This is a genomic window from Arcobacter defluvii (assembly GCF_013201725.1).
Taxonomy (GTDB): domain Bacteria; phylum Campylobacterota; class Campylobacteria; order Campylobacterales; family Arcobacteraceae; genus Aliarcobacter; species Aliarcobacter defluvii.
Map to the genome: position 1 here is coordinate 461,879 of NZ_CP053835.1, position 16,087 is coordinate 477,965.

The 16,087-nt window shown below is 28.5% G+C and carries 17 protein-coding genes; 6 read left to right on the forward strand and 11 right to left on the reverse strand.

All coding sequences use genetic code 11. The features are described 5' to 3' along the window. Positions 1–11 precede the first annotated feature (11 nt). Positions 12–977: a tryptophan--tRNA ligase gene (gene trpS / locus ADFLV_RS02420; RefSeq protein ID WP_014473187.1), complete on the reverse strand. Its 966-nt coding sequence runs from the start codon at positions 975–977 to the stop codon at positions 12–14. A 137-nt stretch (positions 978–1,114) separates the two neighbouring features. Here trpS and ADFLV_RS02425 point away from each other — a divergent pair, with 137 nt between their 5' ends. The 5 genes from ADFLV_RS02425 to ADFLV_RS02445 all read left to right on the forward strand — a co-directional run bounded on the left by ADFLV_RS02425 (position 1,115) and on the right by ADFLV_RS02445 (position 5,793). Further along, positions 1,115–2,077 carry a cation diffusion facilitator family transporter gene (locus tag ADFLV_RS02425; protein WP_129010391.1) on the forward strand — a complete coding sequence of 321 codons (963 nt, stop codon included), beginning with the start codon at positions 1,115–1,117 and terminating at the stop codon, positions 2,075–2,077. Positions 2,078–2,135: 58 nt separating this feature from the next. Next, a complete protein-coding gene (locus tag ADFLV_RS02430; protein ID WP_228712351.1) occupies positions 2,136–2,315 on the forward strand; it encodes a cation transporter dimerization domain-containing protein in 180 nt (59 codons plus the stop codon). Between the two features lie 71 nt (positions 2,316–2,386). Then, complete coding sequence (locus tag ADFLV_RS02435; protein WP_014473195.1) at positions 2,387–2,593, forward strand: hypothetical protein; 207 nt, start codon at positions 2,387–2,389, stop codon at positions 2,591–2,593. Positions 2,594–2,667: 74 nt separating this feature from the next. Further along, a complete protein-coding gene (gene serS, locus ADFLV_RS02440) occupies positions 2,668–3,909 on the forward strand; it encodes a serine--tRNA ligase (RefSeq protein ID WP_129010392.1) in 1,242 nt (413 codons plus the stop codon). Between the two features lie 108 nt (positions 3,910–4,017). Then, a complete protein-coding gene (locus tag ADFLV_RS02445) occupies positions 4,018–5,793 on the forward strand; it encodes an alkaline phosphatase D family protein (protein ID WP_129010393.1) in 1,776 nt (591 codons plus the stop codon). A 315-nt stretch (positions 5,794–6,108) separates the two neighbouring features. Here ADFLV_RS02445 and ADFLV_RS02450 read toward each other — a convergent pair whose 3' ends face one another. Further along, complete coding sequence (locus tag ADFLV_RS02450) at positions 6,109–6,492, reverse strand: hypothetical protein (RefSeq protein WP_129010394.1); 384 nt, start codon at positions 6,490–6,492, stop codon at positions 6,109–6,111. A gap of 120 nt (positions 6,493–6,612) precedes the next feature. Between ADFLV_RS02450 and ADFLV_RS02455 the strand changes: the two genes are divergently transcribed. Beyond that, entirely contained in the window at positions 6,613–6,936 is a 324-nt protein-coding gene (locus ADFLV_RS02455) for a hypothetical protein (RefSeq protein ID WP_129010395.1), read from the forward strand. Between the two features lie 10 nt (positions 6,937–6,946). Here ADFLV_RS02455 and ADFLV_RS02460 read toward each other — a convergent pair whose 3' ends face one another. The 9 genes from ADFLV_RS02460 to ADFLV_RS02500 form a co-directional block, all read right to left on the reverse strand. Beyond that, a complete protein-coding gene (locus tag ADFLV_RS02460; protein WP_129010396.1) occupies positions 6,947–7,390 on the reverse strand; it encodes a PAS domain-containing protein in 444 nt (147 codons plus the stop codon). 1 nt (position 7,391) lies between these two features. Further along, positions 7,392–7,778, reverse strand: coding sequence for a chaperone NapD (locus tag ADFLV_RS02465; protein WP_129010397.1), 387 nt, complete (start codon positions 7,776–7,778; stop codon positions 7,392–7,394). A gap of 11 nt (positions 7,779–7,789) precedes the next feature. After that, a complete protein-coding gene (locus tag ADFLV_RS02470) occupies positions 7,790–8,746 on the reverse strand; it encodes a WD40 repeat domain-containing protein (protein ID WP_129010398.1) in 957 nt (318 codons plus the stop codon). Beyond that, on the reverse strand, positions 8,746–9,243 hold the full coding sequence (locus tag ADFLV_RS02475; protein ID WP_129010399.1) for a ferredoxin-type protein NapF: 498 nt from the start codon (positions 9,241–9,243) through the stop codon (positions 8,746–8,748). Before ADFLV_RS02475 ends, ADFLV_RS02470 begins: the two co-directional genes overlap by 1 nt. A gap of 2 nt (positions 9,244–9,245) precedes the next feature. Next, a complete protein-coding gene (locus ADFLV_RS02480) occupies positions 9,246–9,851 on the reverse strand; it encodes a nitrate reductase cytochrome c-type subunit (RefSeq protein WP_014473204.1) in 606 nt (201 codons plus the stop codon). Further along, positions 9,838–10,659 carry a quinol dehydrogenase ferredoxin subunit NapH gene (napH, locus tag ADFLV_RS02485; RefSeq protein WP_129010400.1) on the reverse strand — a complete coding sequence of 274 codons (822 nt, stop codon included), beginning with the start codon at positions 10,657–10,659 and terminating at the stop codon, positions 9,838–9,840. The genes ADFLV_RS02480 and napH overlap by 14 nt, the downstream gene beginning before the upstream one ends. After that, the gene (gene napG / locus ADFLV_RS02490) at positions 10,656–11,468 is read right to left on the reverse strand and encodes a ferredoxin-type protein NapG (RefSeq protein ID WP_129010401.1); all 813 of its coding nucleotides are present in this window, start codon (positions 11,466–11,468) and stop codon (positions 10,656–10,658) included. Before napG ends, napH begins: the two co-directional genes overlap by 4 nt. A gap of 17 nt (positions 11,469–11,485) precedes the next feature. Further along, the gene (napA, locus tag ADFLV_RS02495) at positions 11,486–14,296 is read right to left on the reverse strand and encodes a nitrate reductase catalytic subunit NapA (RefSeq protein ID WP_129010402.1); all 2,811 of its coding nucleotides are present in this window, start codon (positions 14,294–14,296) and stop codon (positions 11,486–11,488) included. Positions 14,297–14,412: 116 nt separating this feature from the next. Next, positions 14,413–16,035 (reverse strand): sensor domain-containing phosphodiesterase, encoded by a 1,623-nt coding sequence (locus tag ADFLV_RS02500; RefSeq protein ID WP_129010403.1) that lies wholly within the window; start codon positions 16,033–16,035, stop codon positions 14,413–14,415. Between the last annotated feature and the right edge of the window lie 52 nt (positions 16,036–16,087).

Genomic DNA, 16,087 nt, shown 5'->3' on the forward strand with positions numbered 1-16,087 from the left:
AGCTGCAACTTTTAGATTAAACCAACTGCATCTCTAATAATTTCCATTTTAGCAGATGCAATTTTTTTAGCTTTACTTGCTCCAAAATCTAGTATTTCTCTAACTTCTTTTTTATTGTTTAAGTAATATTCTCTTTTTTCTTCATAAGGTGCGAAATATTCATTTATTTTTTCAAGTAATGTCATTTTAAAATGTCCATAACCTTCCCCAGGTGTTGCATATCTTTGTCTTAAACTTGCTAATTCATCTTCATTCATAAACAGTTTAGATAAAGCGTAAATATTGCAGTTTTCCCACTCTTTTGGTTCATCAAGTTCTTTTGAGTCAGTTACTATTCCCATAACTTGTTTTTTTCTTTGTTTTGGTGTAGTAAACATATCAATTGTGTTGTTGTATGATTTAGACATTTTAGCTCCATCAGTTCCAGGAACTGTTGCAACAATTTCATCAACTCTAGCTTCAGGTAAGATAAAAATTTCTTTTCCATAAGCGTGATTAAATGAAGTTGCAATATCTCTTGTCATTTCAACGTGTTGAATTTGGTCTTTCCCAACTGGTACAATATTTGAATCAAATAGTAAAATATCAGCAGCCATTAGAACTGGATATGAAAATAATCCATGATTTGCTTGAATCCCTCTCGCTGTTTTATCTTTATATGAGTGAGCTCGTTCTAATAATCCCATTGAAGTATGATTTGAAAGTATCCAATATAGTTCTAAAACCTCTTTTACATCGTGTTGAATCCAGAATGTTGATTTTTCTGGGTCCATTCCTAAAGCTAAAAAGTTAATAGCTGCTTCATAAGAGTTTTTCTCTAAAGCCTCTTTTTCTTTTACCGATGTTAAAGCATGGTATGATGCTAAAAATGCAAAAAGTTCACCTTCATTTTGTGACTCTATCATCTTTTTTATCATACCAAAGTAGTTTCCTATATGTATTGTTCCTGATGGTTGAATACCTGATAAAATTCTCAAATCATAATCCTTCTTTTTTTGTTTTGATTATATCAAAAGTTACTAAAATTAATTTTTATGAGTTGTTTATTTTGGGGAATAAATATAGCATATTCATTGTAATATAACAAAAAAATTATAGAATTATTGGAAATAAAATGGAAAATTGTAAATTTGGTCTAAATGACCATAAACCTTTTTTTAAAGAAGAGAGTCATCACCATCACCATGATGAAGAAAATTGTTCACATCATCATGAACACGAACATGGACATTCACACGACCATAGAGGAACAGATAAAAAAGTTTTAAAATGGGCTTTGAGTATTACTTTGCTTACAATGTTTTTAGAGTTTTTTTATGGATTTTTATCAAATTCATTAGCTTTGATTTCAGATGCAATTCATATGTTTACTCACTCATTTGCTTTAATTATTTCATTAATAGCAATAATACTTGCAAGTAAAAAAGCACCACTATCTAAAACTTTTGGTTTTTATAGAACAGAAGTATTAGCTGCTTTTATAAATGGAATAACAATAGTTTTATCAATTATTTGGATTTTATATGAAGCTGTTGAAAGATTCTTGAATCCTCAAACAATAGATATTAAAACAGCAATGATAGTAGCTATTATCGGACTTGTTATAAATATTATAACTGGTGTTATTTTGATGCAAGGTGACAAAAATAATATCAATTTAAAATCAGCTTTTGTTCATATGTTAAGTGATGCTTTATCTTCTGTTGCAATTATTATTGGATATATTATTATTTATTTTACATCTTGGTATTTTATAGATGTTATTTTAGCTGTTATTGTAGCAATTGTTATTGGGAAATGGGCAATTGATATTTTGAAAAATTCAACAAATACTTTACTTGAAAGTTCACCTTTAGATATAACAATAGTTAAAGAGTTCATAGAAAGAAATGAAAAAGTGATTGAACTTCATGATATTCATATTTGGGAAATCACACAAGATATGTATAATATGACAGCTCATGTAAAAATAGATAAAAAAGATTTAGAAGAATATGAAAATATTTTACATGAAATAAATCATGATTTAAAAGAGAAGTTTAAAATAGTTCATACGACTTTTCAGTTTGAGTGGTAATAAAATAGTAAAAGATAGTTCTAATCTCTTTATGATAAAATTGCAAAAAATTTTATAAGTGATTGAACTTCATGATATTCATATTTGGGAAATCACACAAGATATGTATAATATGACAGCTCATGTAAAAATAGATAAAAAAGATTTAGAAGAATATGAAAATATTTTACATGAAATAAATCATGATTTAAAAGAGAAGTTTAAAATAGTTCATACGACTTTTCAGTTTGAGTGGTAATAAAATAGTAAAAGATAGTTCTAATCTCTTTATGATAAAATTGCAAAAAATTTTATAAAGGATTAAAAAATATGGCATCAGTTATAGTTGAAAAAGCATGTGGTTGTTTTAGAAATTCTGATTTCGAACAAGAAACACATTTTAATACAGTTGAAGAAGCATTAGAAAAAGCAAATGAAATGTGTGTAATTATGAATGAAGATTTCTGTCACAAACATAAATTTAGAAGTGAATACGTTGATGGAAATGTTATCATTAAAATGGAAATGAACGGATAAATTTAAAATATCATCTAATCTCTTTGTAGTTTTTTTTAGCTATAATTCCCTCAAAAATAATACAAAGAGTAAAGATGATAGATATAAAATTACTACAAAAAGATTTTGAATATGTTGCAACAGCCCTACAAAGAAAAGGTGTTGATAACGAACTTTTAAACAATCTAAAAACTTTAGCATCTCAAGCAAAACAAAAAAGACAAGAGATGGAAGATGTTACAGCTGAACAAAATGTACTTTCAAAAGATTTTGGAAGATACAAAAAAGAAGGCTTAGACGTAGCTTCTTTACAAGAAAGTATTAACAATCTAAAAATCAAAAAACAAGAACTTGAAGAAAAAGTAAAAGATTTAGAAGAACAATTAACTTCTATTATTTTAGGTGTTCCAAATATTCCAGATGAATCTGTTCCCTATGGTGCTGATGAAAATGAAAATGTGATTTTAGAAGTAGTTGGGCAAAAACCAACTTTTGATTTTGAACCAAAAGAACATTGGGATTTAAATAATGGTTGGTTAGATTTTGAAAGAGGTGTAAAACTAGCAAAATCAAGATTTTCTGCAATCAAAGGTGATGGAGCAAGATTAGAGCGAGCTTTAATCAACTATATGCTTGATTTTAATAGACAAAGAGGATTTAATGAATGGTATGTTCCATTTATGGCAAACTCAAATACTCTTCAAGGAACAGGGCAACTTCCAAAATTTGCTGATGATTTATTTAAAATTGAAGGTGAAGATTTATATTTAATTCCAACTGCTGAGGTTAGTTTAACAAATCTTTATAATGACGAGATTATTGATGTATCTGAATTACCACTACTTCTTACTTCTTATACTCCTTGTTTTAGAAAAGAAGCTGGAAGTGCAGGACGAGATACAAGAGGATTAATCAGACAACATCAATTTGATAAAGTTGAAATGGTTGCTATTACTTCACAAGAACAATCAGATGAAATTTTTCAAAAAATGGTAAGTTGTGCAAGTGATTTATTAACTTCACTTGGACTTGCTCACCAAAAAGTACAATTATGTACGGGAGATTTAGGATTTAGTGCAGCAGTTACAATTGACTTAGAAGTTTGGTTGCCTGGACAAAATAAATATAGAGAAATTTCATCTATTTCAAATACAAGAGATTTCCAAGCAAGAAGGGCAAAAATCAGATATAAAGAAGATAAGAAAAATATCTTAGCTCATACTTTAAATGGTTCAAGTTTAGCTGTTGGAAGAACACTTGTTGCTATTATGGAAAATTATCAAAATGAAGATGGAAGCGTAAGTATTCCAGAAGTATTAAAACCTTATATGAAATAAAAAATGTAAAATAGAGAAATCTATTTTACATTACTAACCTAAAAAATAAATCCGTTACTTTCTTGTAATTTTTCTTTTATACAATCCTCAAAAAAATTGAGGTGAAAAATGAGATTTTCAAGAAGAGATTTTATAAAAATGTCTGCATTAAGTTTTTGTTCATTAGTTGTTTCAACTGGAATAAGTGGTTGTGGAAATGATTCTAATCCTACAAAAATTGAGTTTTTACATGGTGTCGCAAGTGGAGATCCAACACAAAATAGTGTAATAATTTGGACTAGATTAACTCCTGATTCTCAATTAAATAGTTTAAACTTTTCATATGAAGTTTCAAAATATAAAGATTTTTCAACTTTAGTTCATTCAGGTGATGCAAAAACTAAAAAAGAACAAGATTATACAGTAAAAATAGATTTACAAAATTTGGAAGCTGGAACAGTTTATTATTATAGATTTAAAGCTAATGGAAAAATATCAGTTGTTGGAAGAACAAAAACAATTTCATCAAATCCAAATAGTGTAAAAATAGCTGTATTCTCATGTTCAAATTATCCAAATGGTTATTTTAATTCTTATATGGAAGCTTCAAAAATTGAAGATTTAGATATTGCTGTTCATTTAGGAGATTACATATATGAATATGGAATGTACGAAAGTGATGGAATTACACCTGCTTATGCAACAAAAAATGCAATTGCAATAGGAAGAGCTTTACCATCAGATAATAATACAGAGCTTTTAACCTTAGATGATTATAGAAAGAGATATGCCTTATATAGAACAGATGAAGGCTTATTTGCTTTACATAAAAATGTGCCATTTATTACAATCTGGGATGACCATGAAATTGCAAATGATACATATAAAGATGGTGCTGAAAATCATGATTCTCTTACAGAAGGTGATTTTAATACAAGAAAATTAGCTGCTTTACAAGCATATTTTGAATGGTTGCCAATTCGTCCTTATGCAGAAGGGAATAATGAAGTTATTTATAGAAGTTTTGAATTTGGTGATTTATTAACTCTTCATATGTTAGATACAAGAGTTATTGGTAGAGATAAACAGTTGAGTTATTCAGATTATTTTGATTCATATGGAAACTTTGATTCTGCAACTTTTAGTGCAGATTTAACAAATACAAGTAGAACAATGATGGGAGCTGAACAATTATCTTGGTTACAAGGGAAATTAGCTTCATCAACTTCAAATTGGCAAGTTTTAGGACAACAAGTATTGATGGGAAAAATGTTTTTACCTGCTGAATTATTAACTTCAATTTCTCAATTAGAAGGAGAGTTAACAACTGAACAAAAAAATAGTTTATTAATTCAATTAAATCAACAAGTTACGGAATTAGTTACAATAAAAACAAGAATTTTATCAGGTGATACAACACTTACAAATGAAGAAAAAGCAAGAGTAAATACAACTTTACCATATAACTTAGATGCTTGGGATGGATATTTTTATGAAAGAGAAGTTCTTTTTGGAACAGTTCTATCTTTAAATAAAAATCTTGTTGTTTTAGCAGGAGATACACATAATTCTTGGGCAAATGAATTAAAAGATTCAAATGGAAATGCTGTTGGTGTTGAGTTTGCAGTAACTTCTGTTACTTCTCCTGGAATGGAAGATTATGCAGGATTATCAACATTAGAAACAGCAGTGGCATTTGAAAATGCTATTACGCTTTTAATTGATGATTTAAAATATACAAATTTAAACCAAAGAGGTTTTATGACTTTAACTTTTACAAGCAGCGAAGTAAATACTACTTGGTATTATATAGATAATTATGATTCAACAACATATTCTTTAGATACAACAAGACAAAAAGAGTTGAAAAATATATTGGGAAATAAGACTTTAGAAATTTTATAGGCATAAAAAAAGGGAAGTTGGTAAATCTTCCCTTCTTTTTTAAGTTTTATTAAAAAAATATAAATTAAGTACAAAATAAAACTTAATTACTTAAACAGAACGACTTTTATTGGTTAAACCCAAAATTAAAATAAGAAGAATTATCCTAAAAAATTGTTACATTATCACAATTTTTTAACTAAGGAGAGATTAAGTGTAGATAAAACTTCTTAATTTGAGAAATTATACTCCCTCTAAACTTAAAAAATGCTATTTTATTGCTACGTTTATAAAATTTTTTTTAAATTTTATAATTAATATATAAAATTAAATAAATTACCTTACAAAAACTTTGCTATCATAAAGTTTATTATCAATTTTAACTTGGAATAATCCTTTTTTTATAGTGTAATGTTTAAATGTTAGTTCATATCCAATTTGAATATTTCTATCATTGAAAACGGGAATTTTATTTATAAAATGACCTATTGAATCACCTATTTTTACTTCTATAATTGAATTATTATTATAATTTCCAAATATAACAATCTTTGAAAAACAAATTCCATTATAATCTTGATCAGTAATTTTTTTATGTTGAATATTTTCACCTTTTCCATTTTCATGAAAAATACCTATTGCATAAGAAGCTTGAATATTAGAATCAAATGCAAATAACGACGATATAGCTAGAAAAAGAATTAATAATGATTTTTTCATGGGTAAATAATACAACTTTTTAGTGTAATTTTCGTATAAGCAAATCTTTTTATTGATAATTGTCAATGAAATTATTTTATAGATAAATTAAAATATCAAAATATTAAATAAGGAAAAAATATGTATATTCCAAAAGATGCAAAAGAAATAATAGTAAAAGATTCAACGGTTCCATTTTTTAAATTAGAAAATATTTATTATTTTGATACAAGTTCAACAGCGGTTCCTGAACCTATGATAAATGCAGTTGCAGGGCTTAAAATATTAGATAAAAATTCAAAATTAGTTATGATAAATCACAAAATTCCTCTTGGATTATTTCCTAAAATTGAAGCTTATTTTGATTTTGATGTTGAAGAGTTTGAGAATTGTGTAAAAATTACATTTGTTAAAAAAAGAGGTTTTGAAGTAAATTTAAATGTAAATACAAACTGTCAAGGATAAACCTTGAAGTTTATTGATAAATAACTTTTCTAATTGATTCGTTATTTTCTTTTTTTAATTGGTCATAATATAATTGATATTTAACTTTTTCTTCAAAAGAAATGGGTGCTCTTAATGATTTATATTCCACTAAATTTCCATCTTTATAAACTCCAGAAATTTCTGCATAAACCCAATAAAATCCTTCATCTTTTCGTAAATTTTTAATATAACCACTCCAAGAACCTTTTGTTTGAAGATTCTTCCATAAATCATAAAATATTACTTTTGGCATATCAGGATGTCTTACAAGATTATGAGGTTTTCCTACTAACTCTTTTATACTATATCCAGAAATCTCTGCAAAAGTTTCATTTGCATAAGTGATATTACCTTTTAAATCAGTTCTTGACACTATTAGTTCACCTTTTGGAACAATAGTTTCACACAAAAAATTTCCGCTTAAGAATTCCATTTTATTTTCCTGTATTATCAAATGTTCTTGCAAAACCTTCTAAATCTTTTTTCTTTAAATCCCCATTATAAACCATATCTGCTACATTAACTGTATTATCATTTAAAACTTTTGGCACAGCATCAGCATTTTCTAAAACTTCTATATGAGAACTTAACTCCTCTTCACTATATGCCATTTGCATCTCTGCACTAATTACATGGGGAATTGCTTCAATTACTTTTAATTTTTTTAGCTCTTCTTGAACACCATTTCCTTCAATCGTAATAATAATTCTTCCTTTTTCATCGTGCATATGATAATCACACACCTCTGACTTTTTTAGTGAGTCTATTACTTCATCTAGATATTTTGGAAGAGTTTGTACAACAATACTTGAAATATTCATTTTTAATCCTTTTAGTTTAATTTATAGAAATTAATTTTTTTGTCATCACTTGAAACAATAATTTCATTTTCATTTATAAATAAAATATTTGTTAAAGTGCTTCTATTTTGAGTTAAATTACAAATGTTCTCTTTTGAGTTTACATTAAAAACCGTCACATTATTCTCTTCATCACTTGCAACTGCTGCTAAAGTTCCACTTGGACTTAATCCTGCACTATAAATCAAAAAACTGAACTCTTTATAATAAGAAATTCTTCCATCAAGGCTATAAACAGCACTTCTTCTATCTTGTCCAGCAGTTAAAATAATTTTATTTTTAAAATCTACTTGAAATACATTGTCTAAATTTTGATTTTTAAAAGTTTTGATTATGTTAAAAGTATTTGAATCAAGCATAGTTAAAACACCACTTTCATCACAAACTACAACTTTTGTTTTATCACTTGAGAGTTTAAAATTTGAAAATTTTGATTGTGAAATTTGAATCTCTTTTGTAATAGTTTTATTTTTTATATCATATAAATAAATTTGATTTGATAAAAGTGCATAAATTATATGATTTTCATCCAAAAATTTTGCTCTAGCAATAAACAATCTTTGTTTATCTTCTATTATATGAGTTAATTTACCATCTTTATATAAAGAGATATTTCTTCCTCCATTTTCACCTTGAGAAAGAATCAAAATTTTATCATCAAATACATCCACACTATAAATTTTTGAATCAATTGTATCACCAATAAAATCTTTTATTTTAGGAAGATTTATGGAATCTATTTTTTCTTTTGTAGTTATGTCAAAAATATCTACACTAGAAGCTGTTGTTGCAGCAAAAAGTCTGTTTTTATCGATGATTAAATCAGTTACTCCACCACTTGTACTTAAAAAAGAGTTTGGTTCTAACTCTTTTGCATTAAGATTTAAAAGTAGTATTATAATAGTGAAAAAACTTTTTAAAATATTCATTAAATCTCCATTTTATTACTAATTTTTATGGCATTTGTTGGGCAAGTTTTTATACATAATCCACAAGAAACACAATTGTCATTTATATTTGGTCTAAACATTGCTAAAAAATCTATTGCTTCATAAAAACAAGGGTCTTTACATGAAAAACACATTGTTTGATTCCATGATAAACAAGATAATATATCAATTTCTATTTTAACATCAATATTTCTTTTATTTTCGATTTTTAAAACATTAGTTGGGCAAATTTCTGCACATTTATCACAGTATGTACAACCACTATTTGAGAAATCAAGTTTGGGTGTTAAATCTTCTTGAATAACAATAATATTTTCTTCACAAACTGTACTACATAAGCCTTCGCATTCTATACAATTTGTAAAAAAAAGAGATTCATCACTTTGTAAAAAGTAGGGTGGTCTTACTACTTTCTCTTGTTTCTCTTTTTTTGAAAAAGAAGAAGCAAGAGAACTAAAGAGTTCTCTTCTTTTCATCTTTATTTTACACCTTCTTCAATATTATCAATTAAATTTGATTTACTATTTAATCCAACACCTCTAAATTCAGGTGTGAAGTTGTTTTTTGGTGCTTCTGTTGTCATTGATTGTGGAGCATGACATTGAGAACAGTTAAATCTAGCTCCTGCGAGCGTTTCAAGAGGTTTTTCAACAACTTTAATATCACTTGTATTTGTAATTATTTTCCCATCTTTTTCAATTTTCCCATCTTTATCTAATTTTGTTTCTGGTCTAAAATTTGTAAGATGTGATTTTGGATATGGTACTGCACCCATTGATTGTGCAACAGCTGGTTCATGACACATAATACATTGATTATTATCAATTGTAATAGGTAGCATTCCTTCTACATCATGTGGAATCATCGGTGGAGCATTTTCAAAAGCTCTTTCTATTTTTTTACTTGTTCCTGGAGCATCACTACCATATTGTGTTTTATCCACAGTTACTTTATCTTCTGAATAAATAGAAGTATTTCTCAAACCTAGAGATTCTTCTTTTACTGTATTTGTTACAGCAAAAGTACTAACAGTAAAAAGTACTGTTGAAGTTATTATTCCTAAAGCTAATCTATCTAACTTCATTTTCTTTTTCCTTTTTTAAATTTTTTATTGAAAAATTAAGAGCATCATCTTCACATACTTCTACACATCTTCCGCAGTTTGTACATTCACCACTTAATACAGGCATAGAAGTTTTTGTAACCATGTGTAAAACTTGATTTTCAGGACAAACTTCTTTACATTTCATACATGCTGTACAATTAGGTGCATTATGATGAACTCTAATAAAACTAAATCTTCCAATTAGTGAATAAAATCCACCAAGAGGGCAAATGTGTCCACACCAACCATTTTTTAAAACAAACAAATCAAAAAGAAAAATTACAACCATAGTTGCCCAACCAAAACCTAAACCAAAAATAATTCCTCTATGAACCATCGAAACTGGAGAAATCAGTTCAAATGCTGCAATTCCCATTATAAATGATAGAACAAAACTTATTGCAATTACCCAATATCTTATGTTTCTTGATGCTGGTTGTTTTTTTTGAATTTGGTTAAATCCAAATTTTCGTCTTAAATAATTTGCCAAATCTGTAATCATATTAACTGGACAAATCCAAGAACAAAATGCGCGACCACCAACAATCATATAAAACATTGTTATAAAAAAAGCACCCAAAAGAATATCAAATGATAACACTGCACCTGCAAATGCCATTTGTAAAACAGCATAAGGATCACTTAATGGAATAGTATTTAAAAGCAATGATGAACTTAAATTCCCCATCAAAATATTTATTCCATATACATTTGCAATAACATACAAAACCATAATAGCGATTTGTGTAACTCTTCTTGCGATTAAGAATCTATATTTTTTTATCATTTTAATAAATCCTCCATATCTTTAGAGCTATTCAAGGAATCAACTGCACTATCTTTACTAAGTTTTGTTTTTGTTGTACTGCTTGTAGCATTTTGTACTCTTTTTTCGTCTTCTTTATTCCAACCTTGAACATAATGATCACCTGCAACTCCTAAAGCTACATTTCTTGGCAGAACAAAAATTGCTGCTTTTTGAGTAACACAGGCTTTTTCGCATAAACCACAACCTGTACAAACATCTGTATGTACAACTGGTTTTAAAAATGCGTGTTTTCCTGTTCTTTCATTTTTTGAATATTCAATACTAATTGCTTCTCCTAAAAGAGGGCAAGCTCTATAACAAGCATCACATTGAATCCCCCAAAAAGCTATACAAGAACTATCATCAATAACTGCAACACCCATTTTTGCTTTTGAAATATCAAGTTTCCCATTTTCATTTTGTACTGATTTGATATTTAGTGCATCTGTTGGACAAACAGGAACACATGGAATATCTGTACACATATAACAAGGAACTTTTCTTGGCTCAAAAAAAGGTGTTCCAAGAGGTTTATTATCACCTGGTTTTGCTAATTTTAATGTATCAAATGGACAGGCTTCAACGCATATCCCACATTTAATACAAGTTGCTAAAAAATCATTTTCATCAAGAGCCCCTGGTGGTCTTAAAATCAACGATGTAGCTTTTACTTCACTAACATAAGCACTCCAAGTTAATCCCCCAAGCACTGCAAGACCCGCAGCTCTTGCAATACTTAAAAAGAATTTTCTTCTTTCATTAATTGGTTGGTTTCTTGATGTATCCATCTATTTTTCTCTTTTTATTACGCTTGATAAATTTTTACTGCACACTTTTTATAATCTGTTTGCCCTGATTGTGGACAAGTTGCATCTAAACAAACTTTGTTGATAAATACTTTTTCGTCAAACCAAGGAACAAATACTAAACCTCGAGATGGTCTATTTCTACCTCTTGTTTCAACCCTTGCTTTTACTTTTCCACGTCTACTTTCAACCCAACAAAGTGAACCTTGTTTTACACCATAAGTTTTTGCATCTTCTGGGTGCATATAACAAAGTGCTTCAGGAACTGCACGATATAGTTCAGGAACCCTCATAGTCATAGTTCCACTATGCCAATGCTCTAAAACTCTCCCTGTACTTAGCCAAACTGGATACTCTTCATTTGGTATTTCAGGTGGATCCATATAAGGACGTGCAAAGATTTTTGCTTTGTTTTTTAATGATTTTTTAGTTTGGTCTTTAACTCCAAGTAAATCACCTTGCGCTAACTCTTTTGCAATTGTTCCATAGAATGCAAAATCACTATCAGGATTTGCTTTTTTAGCATAAGGGTCATATTTAGTATTAAATCTCCATTGAGTCTCTTTACCATCAACAACTGGCCATTTAAGTCCTCTTACTCTATGGTAAGTATCAAAGTCAGCTAAATCGTGTCCATGGCCTCTACCAAAATCAGCATACTCTTCAAATAGATATTTTTGGATAAAGAATCCATATCCTTTCCAAGGTTTTCCATCACTACCAATAACATTTCTTGAATCTCCAGATCCATCAGTGTTATCATAACCAGCTTGAACAGGGTCTTTTGGATCTATTTTATAAGATTTTGCTTTTTTATTTGCAAATAAGATTTCATACATAGTTGTATTTTCATCATATCCCATAGCTTTAGCTGCTGCAATTACATCTGGAAGTTTAGTTTCACCTTTTGTACTATTAAGTGATTGTTCACCCCATAAATCTTTTACTGTAAATCTTTTTGAAAGTTCAACCCATTGCCATGTATCAGACATTGCATCTCCAACTGGAACTACTTGTTGTCTCCAAAGTTGAGTTCTTCTTTCAGCATTTCCATATCCACCCCATTTTTCATAAATCATAGCAGATGGTAAAATTAAGTCAGATACTTTTGCCGAAATTCCAGGATATCCATCACTTGTTACGATGAAATTATCCATTTCCCTTGCTGCTTTTACCCAGTGTGTTGCACTTGCTGTATCTTGATATGGATTACAAACATTTACCCAAGCAAATTTGATATTTCCATCTTCGATATCTCTGTGGATTTTCATAATATGTTGGTCACCTTTTGGATTTAAAGTTCCAGCAGGAATATTCCACGCTTTTTCAGTAACTGCTCTATCTTTTGGATTTGCAACCATCATATCAGCTGGAAGTCTATGAGTAAATGTTCCAACTTCTCTTGCTGTTCCACAAGCACTAGGTTGACCTGTTAGTGAGAATGCACCACTTCCTGGTTTTGCTTGTTTATTTAATAAGAAGTGAACATTATATGAAAGTGTATTTACCCATGTTCCTCTTGTATGTTGATTCATTCCCATTGTCCAGAAAGATACAACTTTTCTATTTTTTTCAATATATAAATCAGCTAAAGTTTGAAGTTTTTTCTTAAACTCTTCAATATCTTCATCAGGATTTCCTTTTGAAATTTTTGCCACATAATCAAGTGTATAAGGCTCTAAAGATTTTTTATAATCTTCAAAAGAGATTTCCCAGTGTGCTAAACCAGTATTTTTGTTTACAAGTTTATCTCCTGCTTTATATCCATATGGAGCAAGTGCTGGAGCTTCAGTTTCAGAAACAATTTTTTCCATCTCTTTAGAAATAGTTTGCATCTCTAAATCTGTATATTTTCCATCTTTGATAGATTTTTCATCACTTCTTCTCATACCATAACCAATATTAACTGGACTTGCTGCAAATACGATATGTTCTTTTACGAAATCCCAATCAATTGATTCTGGGTGATTATATACGATTTCTCTTGCAATATAATTCCATAATGCTAAGTCAGTATTTGGAGTAAAAATAATTTCAATATCAGCTAAATCAGAAGTTCTATGTCTATATGTTGAAATATTTATAACTTTTACTTTATCCGGAGCACTTAATTTTCTATCTGTTACCCTTGACCATAAAATAGGGTGCATCTCTGCCATATTTGAACCCCAAGCTACAACAGTATCAGTTAGTTCAATATCATCATAACAGCCACTAGGTTCATCTATTCCAAAAGTTTGATAAAACCCAGTTACTGCTGATGCCATACAATGTCTTGCATTTGGGTCAAAAGCATTTGATCTAAATCCTGCTTTCATCATTTTTAATGCAGCATAACCTTCCATAATTGTATATTGACCTGAAGCAAAAATTCCAATCCCTTCTGGACCTTTTTCTTTTAGTGCAACTCTTATGTGTTTTTCCATCTCATCAAAAGCTCTTTGCCAAGAAACAGGTGCAAAATCACCTTTTTTGTCAAATTCACCTTTTGAATTAACTCTTAATAAAGGTTGTTTTAATCTATCTGCTCCATACATAATTTTTGCATTGAAGTAACCTTTGATACAATTAAGTCCTCTATTAACTGGTGCTGCTGGATCACCTTTTACTGCAACGATTTTTCCCTCTTTAGTAGCTAGCATAATCCCACAACCAGTTCCACAGAATCGGCAAGCTGCCTTATCCCATCTCCATCCACCTTCAGCTGCATTTGCTTGTGCTTGTAAATCAGCAGGTACTGTCATACCAATTGCTGCTGCTGCACTTGCTGCTGCTGAGCTTTTTAGGAAGTCTCTTCTTGAAAGCGACATAATTTCTCCTTTTATGAAATAAATTCTTTAACACTGAATTGTAACGATTAAAAGGAGAAAAAATATTGACTTGTGTCAAGTAGATTAAGTTTTAATTAAGATAAAAAGTATCCTATTTAGATAGAACTTGAAGGTTTTCCTGTGTAATAACCTTGTGAAAAATTAACACCAATTTTTTTTACAATGTTAAATATATTCTCATCAAAAACAAATTCTGCAACAGTTTTTGCTTCTACTTTTTTAGCAAAATCTACAATTGTTTCTACAATAATTCGATGTTTTTCATTTTTATCAATATTTTTTATTAATGAACCATCAATTTTTATATAGTCAACATTTAGTTTTAAGATATGTTCAAAATTTGAATACCCTGTTCCAAAATCATCAATAGCAATTTTTGCACCAATAGATTTTATTTGAGTTATAAAATTAACAACTTCATCATAATTTTCGATACCTTCTGATTCTAAAATTTCAAAAATTATGCGATTTGATGTTTTTGTTTTTATTATTGTTTTTATTATCTCTTGAACTGTGCTTGAATCTTTTATATCATCAATTGACAAATTTATAGAAAAACTTTTATCACTATTTTTAAAAGTATTACACGCTTGATGTATAACTTCTTTTGTAATATGAGAATAAAGTTTTGTTTTTTTTGCAATATTTAGAAAATCTAAAGGAGGAATAATTTCATTATTTTTATCAATCATTCTAACAAGAGTTTCATATTTATCAATTTTTAGAGTTTCTAAATTCATAATAGGTTGGTAATAACAAACAATTCTATTATCAATCAAAGCTTCTCTAATTGAAGTTGCAATTGCAATATTTTGTTTATATTTCTTTTCAATATTTGCATTTTCTTCATAAACTGCAATTTTTATTTTGTTTTCTTTTGCATAATGAACAGCGATATCTGTTTTTGTTAATAAATTTTCTTTTTCTTTTGCAATTCCAACAGAAAATCGAATATGAATATGCTCTTCTTCTATATGAAACATCTCTTCTTCAAAAAGTGATAAAATATTTTCAATATTATGTCTTATTTTATCAATAGGAATATCTTCATAATATAAAATTGCAAATTCATCTCCATCAATTCTATACGTTGTAAAGTCAAGTTTTAAGAACCAGTCAGCAATTTCTTGAAGAATTTTGTCAGCATTTGTAGTTCCAAAAAAATCATTTACTTCTTTAAATTCATCTATATTAAAAATTGCACAAGCAGTTGGAGTTTTTTCTAAAATATCAGAAAGAATTTTTTGTCTATTTGGTAAAGAAGTTAATTGATCATAATATACAAGTTTTTTATTTTTCTTTTTTAACATAACTTGAGCTGTAATATCTCTTCCACTTCCAATTGTACCTATTAATTTTCCAGTTTCATCATGAAGAGGAGCTTTATGAACTTCTAAATAAACAAGTTCACCTTTTATATTTCCAAATTCTTCAAAAATCATAGGCTTCATCTCATCTAAAACTATTAAATCAGAATTAGAACAAAGTTCACCAAATGTATGCCATTGTTTATTTTCAGGATGTTTTTCTCTTTCTCTTTTTGCAAAAAAAACATCATTTTTTCCAATAACTTCTTTTGGATCGGCCATTAACAAATTTTTACAAATACAATCATTTGCATATAAATAATTTCCATCTAAATCTTTTGCCCACAACATATCAGGTAAATATTTTGAAATTAATTTTAAAAAATTTTCAGGTTGAAGAGACTCATTCATAAAATTTCCTTATGTTCAAAAACAAAAATTACTATTTAATTATATTTTATCT